General features: G+C 67.9%; 7 protein-coding genes and 1 tRNA gene. 4 read left to right on the plus strand and 4 right to left on the minus strand.

Annotated elements, in window-relative coordinates:
• Nucleotides 1-386: hypothetical protein (locus B4E30_RS10565; protein WP_286795264.1), on the plus strand; the 386-nt coding region annotated here is incomplete at its 5' end.
• Here the strand turns inward: B4E30_RS10565 and B4E30_RS10570 are convergent.
• From B4E30_RS10570 to B4E30_RS10590, 4 genes are all read right to left on the minus strand, one after another.
• Nucleotides 373-1,167 (minus strand): MOSC domain-containing protein, encoded by a 795-nt coding sequence (locus B4E30_RS10570; RefSeq protein ID WP_286795265.1) that lies wholly within the window; start codon nucleotides 1,165-1,167, stop codon nucleotides 373-375. The two genes, B4E30_RS10565 and B4E30_RS10570, sit on opposite strands and share 14 nt — an antisense overlap.
• 481 nt (nucleotides 1,168-1,648) lie before the next feature.
• A complete protein-coding gene (locus B4E30_RS10580) occupies nucleotides 1,649-2,581 on the minus strand; it encodes a hypothetical protein (RefSeq protein ID WP_286795266.1) in 933 nt (310 codons plus the stop codon).
• Nucleotides 2,582-2,764: 183 nt separating this feature from the next.
• Nucleotides 2,765-2,840: transfer RNA gene (locus B4E30_RS10585), tRNA-Lys, on the minus strand.
• A gap of 118 nt (nucleotides 2,841-2,958) precedes the next feature.
• On the minus strand, nucleotides 2,959-3,624 hold the full coding sequence (locus tag B4E30_RS10590) for a fasciclin domain-containing protein (protein WP_286795270.1): 666 nt from the start codon (nucleotides 3,622-3,624) through the stop codon (nucleotides 2,959-2,961).
• A gap of 191 nt (nucleotides 3,625-3,815) precedes the next feature.
• Between B4E30_RS10590 and sigK the strand changes: the two genes are divergently transcribed.
• The 3 genes from sigK to B4E30_RS10605 are packed head-to-tail and all read left to right on the plus strand — an operon-like array spanning nucleotide 3,816 to nucleotide 5,850.
• Nucleotides 3,816-4,418 (plus strand): ECF RNA polymerase sigma factor SigK, encoded by a 603-nt coding sequence (gene sigK / locus B4E30_RS10595; RefSeq protein ID WP_286795267.1) that lies wholly within the window; start codon nucleotides 3,816-3,818, stop codon nucleotides 4,416-4,418.
• Nucleotides 4,415-5,182, plus strand: coding sequence for an anti-sigma factor (locus tag B4E30_RS10600; RefSeq protein ID WP_286795268.1), 768 nt, complete (start codon nucleotides 4,415-4,417; stop codon nucleotides 5,180-5,182). The genes sigK and B4E30_RS10600 overlap by 4 nt, the downstream gene beginning before the upstream one ends.
• A gap of 29 nt (nucleotides 5,183-5,211) precedes the next feature.
• Nucleotides 5,212-5,850, plus strand: a complete 639-nt coding sequence (locus tag B4E30_RS10605; protein WP_286795269.1) for a DNA-directed RNA polymerase subunit beta — start codon at nucleotides 5,212-5,214, stop codon at nucleotides 5,848-5,850.
• Nucleotides 5,851-5,862 lie beyond the last annotated feature (12 nt).

Genomic DNA, 5,862 nt, shown 5'->3' on the forward strand with positions numbered 1-5,862 from the left:
CCGGGTCCTTCACCGTCGACCGGGGCGGGTGGACGCAGCATCGCCTGTCCCAGGTGTTCCCGATCGTGCTCATCGGCGTCCTCGCCGGCGCCGCTCTCGCGCTCGCGGTGCTGGCCGCGGTCGTCGTCGGCGTCCGCCGATCCCGTCGGTTTCCCAGCGGCACGTTCCGCGAGGCGATGTGGGTGCTCCCGCCGGCGTTCGCGGTCGCCGCCCTGATCGTGTTCTTCTGGGCGACGGCCGACATGCCATCGGACTGGCGGGAGTTCCCGGCCCTTGCGGTCGGAGCGCTCACGGCGATCGTCGCGAGCGTGGCCGGCTGGATCCTCGTGCGCCCGGAGGCCTCTCGCGCTCGCGCTCTGACTGGCGTGGATGTCACAGCGGAGTGACGTCGTCTCCGACCCGGATGGCCCCGCCACCGTGTCGGGGGAGCAGAAGAACACCCAGTGTCGGCTCCGATTGAGCGAACTCCTTCGTGAGCAGGCCGACGAGGCGCGCGTCTCGGGCGCCCGTGTCGGGATTGACGGAGATCGCCGCACAGCGGCCGATGGGCCGCTCGATGTCGAACTCCACCTCGCCGATGCGCAGCGACCCGCGCCAGCTCAGTTCTTCCCACGCGTCGCTGTCTCCGACGACGATGTTCGATCGAAAACGGCGATCGTCGATGGCGACCGGCGCGGCATCCACCACCGCCTGCACCGACGCGGCTCCGTGCAGCGACACGTATCCGCGGGCGCGGTCCTGGAAGCGCGAGGTCAGCCCGTCGCCGACGAGGTGGAGGGGCATGACGCCATCGGCCCGGAGAAGGCGGGCGTCGGGGGAGCGGGTGAGCCACCCGCCGATCGCATCCGCCGCCTCTCGGCGACCTTCGTCGTCGAGTGGCGCGTCGAGCACGAGGCCTTCGTCGTCGTGGATGCGCAGGCGCCGCTCAGCTGCATCGAACGTCGTGCGCAGCCTCGCGAGAGAGGCGAAGCGCATGAGCGAGAGGCCGCGCTCTTTCGGCCAGTGGTCGAGGCCGCCTTCGGAATCGGGCGTCACGGCGTCGGCGAACCGGAAGGCGAGTACCCGATCGCCTCGCACGCGACCGCCGGCGTCGATCTCGAGAGCGGGCAGCGCCTCGGGTGTGAAGCCCTTGACCGGGTAGCGGAAGAGAGCTGTGACCGTGGGCACGCCTCATCCTCGCACGCGGTGGCCGAGGTCTCTTCGCATGACGAGGTTGGTGGGCCCCGTGGGACGACGCACGAGAAACGCCCGGTGCCGTATCCGGCGTCCTCGCCGACACGATGGCGCAACTTGTCGCAGGCAAGAGTCGGGAGCAGCTCGTCTTCGGCGACGGACGCATTCACGTGCGCAGGCCAAAGTAGACGACGGGTTGATTCAACAGCGCCGTCGCACGAGCGCAGGCGGCGTCGCTCCGTGCGATCGAAGAGGGGGAGGAGTCGCCGACGCCCTTTCCACGCGTCACGCCCCGTATGACCTGCGTCACACCGCGGCGTCGCTCGCCATTTCCGGCGGTGCGAACGTGAAGGCCGCGCAACGGATGCTGGGCCACGCGTCCACGGCGAGACGCTCGACACCTACGCTGACCTCTTCGACGACGACCTCGACGCGGCATCGGCCGCGCTCGACGACGCCGCGACTGCCGCCGGAGCTACGGGTTCACATCTTCGCCGCGACGCCCATGATCGGCCTCCTCTAGCCGACGAATCTCGTCGATAGTGTCGGCCATCTCCGAGAGAAAGGGGCGGTTTGGGTCGGCGGTGAAAGGCGGTTCGTCGATGACCGAGGTCAACCGCGGAAGGTGATCGTGCTGCACAGACTCGTACGCCACAACCCACAGGTCAGCGATCGACATAATGGCTTGCGCGGAGCCCGCCCAGTCTGTCACGCCGTGACGAATCAGGCCTCGCCCGTCGTCGTCTACGTCGAACACCGCTAGATGCTGACCGATACCGGCATGGGCTGACGAACTGAAGTAGCTGTAAAGTGGCCCGACCGATGGTTGAGTCACAAGTTTCTTCAAGGCCGATATCGACCGCTGGGGCTTAACCTTCGCCACCAACTCGAAGTCGTTCAGCGGAGCGACTGCGACGGACCACGCGATCTGCTCAAGTGCGACTCGCGCCACCGCATCCGCCTCGATGCGCAACCGAAGTTGGTAGAGAACGTGTGCGGAAAAGATTGTGTGGATGAGGCGTTCCATGGCGACCGATCCCGCAAACATCCCTTCCGTCAGCGGTGCGTGCCTATTCGTTCGAAGTGACCTCTTGGAAGACTCGACGTGCGACATCGCGCGCTTGTACGCCTGGATGTAGGCAGCGCGTGGTGGGTGTTCGACGGCGCCGGGAAGCCCCGCAAATCGTTTGCGCGCCTCATCTAGACTCTTCATTCCCAACGTTGACGCCAGCGCCACTGCACGGAGATCCTCGTTCAGGTAGCCGTCCGGGTCTCGTGAACCGTCATAAACGATGGTTCCGGTGCCCAGGGACGAAACGGCCTCGATATGGGCCAAGGTGTCGAATAGAGCCTGGGTGCCGAGCGCTGCCTCTCGCGCTCGCTTGTCGAAGGCATCTGATGTACTCACAGTTCGACAGTAGGTGCTTCGCTTGCGCACCCTCGAGAGCGAGGCTGCAGCTGCGGCAGGGCCTTCGCGCTTCTCGCGGGTTTGAAGGCTCCCCGGGTGTTGTCGAATAGCTGACACGCGGCCGATTTGGCGAGGAGTGATGGGCTGCGATCTCAGTCGAGAGACGGGATCGCATGACGAGGGTGGTGGGCCCCGTGGGGCTCGAACCCACGACCCGCGGATTAAAAGTCCGATGCTCTACCGACTGAGCTAGAGGCCCGTGAACCTCCAGCCTAATGGGCGACGCGGCCGCCGACGCACCTCGCATAGCGTCGACGACCGCGTCGTCTTGGTCGCGGCCGGCCCTCCCCCGAGTCCGGCCGCCGGCGGTTCGAGCCTTACGGCATCAGAACCGAGTCGATGAGGTACACGGTCGCGTTGGCGGTCTGAACGCCACCGCAGATGACCATCGCGTCGTTGACCATCAGCTCGTCACCCGAGCCGGTGACCTCGACATCGCCACCCTGGACCGTGGTCTGGGTTCCGACGACCTCGTCGGGGCTCAGCTGCCCGGGAACGACGTGGTACGTGAGGATCGAGGTGAGCAGCTCCGAGTCGGTGGAGAGCGTCTCGATCGTGGCCTCGTCGATCTGGGCGAACGCGTCGTCGACGGGCGCGAAGACGGTGAACTCGTCACCGTTCAGGGTGTCGACGAGGTTGACGTCGGGGTTCAGCTCGCCACTGACGGCCGCGGTGAGCGTGGTCAGGAGCGGGTTGTTCGACGCGGCGACCGCGACGGGGTCCATGGCCATGCCCTCGACCGAGCCCGCGCCGTCCGGAACGGCCTCGGCGTAGTCGGCGCAGCCCGGGCCGACGAGCATGGCGGCGGGGTCCATGGTGTCTTCCTCCATGGTGTCGTCCTCCATGGGAGCGGTGGTCTCTTCGGTGGGCATGTCCTCGTCCATCGTCTCCGACGACGTGGAGCCGGAACAGGCCGACAGCGCGAACGTCGCGGCGACGGCGAGCGAGAGACCAGCAGTGATGTGCGACTTCTTGGTGAGCATGACTTTACCTCCGGTGTAGGTGGCCGCGAGGGCCGGATCGTCGTCCGCAGAAGCGGCGTACACAGGCTGTTCGGAACACCCGGGCGGGTGGATTGGAGTTTTCTCGGATTCGGTCCCGCCGGGGTAGTTCACAGGTGTCGACACACGTCAAGCGGGCCGCACCGATACCGGTTTCCTCGCGCGCGTGAGGCATGCTGGAGCGTATGGTCATTGACGGCGTCGACGTCCCCGAGGACGGCAGCGACCGCACCGATCACGTCGGCGAACTCCTCGAACGCATCGCCGGAGGCGACCAGAGCGCGTTCACCGCGCTGTACGGCATGCTCTCCTCGCGCGTGTTCGGTCTCATCCTGCGTGTGCTCGTCGACCGATCGCAGAGCGAAGAGGTCCTTCAGGAAGTGTTCCTGGAGGTGTGGCAATCCGCCGCGAAGTTCGCTCCGAAGAAAGGGCAAGGAAGGTCGTGGGTGCTCACGATCGCCCATCGCCGAGCCGTCGACCGCGTGCGGTCGTCGCAGGCGAGCAGCGATCGCGACGTCCGCGCCGGCATCCGTGACCTCGGAGTGGCATACGACGGGGTGGCGGAGCAGGTCGAATTGAAGCTCGAGGGACGACGTGTCTCGACGGCTCTGTCGGCCCTTCCCGACCCTCAGCGCGAGGCCATCGTCCTGGCGTACTACGGGGGTTACAGTCAAAGCGAGATCGCGGCGATGACAGGATCGCCGCTGGGAACGGTCAAGACCAGGATGCGCGACGGTCTGTCGCGGCTACGGGTCGAGATGGGGGTGAAAGCGTGAACCGGAACGAGTTCGCGGAGCTGTCGGCGGGGCACGCGGTGCACGCCCTGTCGGCTGACGACGAGCGTGCGTACGAAGCCGCGCTCGCCGCAAACCCCGAGTGGCAGCACATCGCCGCCGCTGACGCCGATGCCGCGGCCCTGCTGGGCTCTGCCGTCCCCGTCGTCGAGCCGCCCACGGCGATTCGCGAGGCGCTCTTCGCCCGCATCGCCGAGACGCCGCAGGTCCCCAAGACCCCGGTATCACCGCCGGCCCAGCCTTCGACGGCGCCGCGCACCGAAGCCATCCAGACCGTCGCACGGCAGAAGTGGATGCGCGGCATGTTCGCGCTCGCCGCGTCGCTCGTGCTGCTGGTGGCGCTCGGCTTCGGCGCGGTCACGATCAACGAGTACCTCACGCGGCCGGCATCCGTCGTCGCGCTCCAGCAGATCGAGGACGCCCCGGATTCGGAGGCGACCACTGCCGAACTCGTCAGCGGCGAGGGTGCGGTCACGGCCTACTGGTCGGAGTCGCTGGGTCAAGCCGTGCTCGTCTCCGACGATCTGCCCGAGCTCGGCGACGACCAGACGTACGAGCTGTGGTTCGTGCGCGGGGAGGGTCCGGTATCGGCCGGCCTGTACAGTCCCGCAGACAGCGACGAGCCTGCGCTCCTGGAGGGCCAGTTCGAGCCGGGAGATGCCCTCGCGGTGACGATCGAACCCGCCGGCGGATCGCCGACCGGACAGCCGTCGACCGATCCGATCGTGGTCATCCCCACGGCGTGACGTCGTCGTCGGGCGCGTAGCCTGGACGCATGAGTGACGAGTCCCGGGAATTCCACGAGCCCGTGCGCCGCCCCGCGGAGCTGTTCGATCGGCTCTACTCGGCGCAGGACCCGGCTGAGGTCTCGCGCGCCGCGCACTCGACCGCCCAGGCGCTGCTCTCGCGCGTGCGCGATGAGCCGGATGCGGCGGTCGTCGACCGCCTGGTGACCTTCACCGACGACCACGGGATCGACGACATCGCCGAGCTGTGGTCGCGTTCGCCGGCGTCGAGCCTGCCGGGCGCGCTGTGGCGGCTGTACCTGCTGCAGCTCATGATCCACGACGATCCCGGCACGGCGGCGCTGCTGTACGAGCGCGGACGCGCGGAGCTCGCCTCCGCCGACGACGTCGTCGCGGGTGCTCCCACGCCCGCCGGGCCGGAGGAGCTGGTCGCGCTCATCGACGTCATCCTGCGCGGCGCGTTCAGCGGGGACTTCGCGGTGGCGTTGGAGCGTGCGGCGGCGTTCTGCCGCATCCAGGCTGCCGGATCCACCCATCTCGCCGACGACTACGAGCCGACCGAGTCCGACCGCGCGAGTGCGCTCACGCGCCGAGCGCTCCGCCTGTCCGACTACGGCACCGATCTCGCGACCTGCGCCGGCCTGTGGCGGCGCGAGACCCTCACCTGATCGCACCAGATC

The organism is Microbacterium sp. UBA3394 (genome assembly GCF_002358725.1).
GTDB lineage: Bacteria > Actinomycetota > Actinomycetes > Actinomycetales > Microbacteriaceae > Microbacterium > Microbacterium luteum.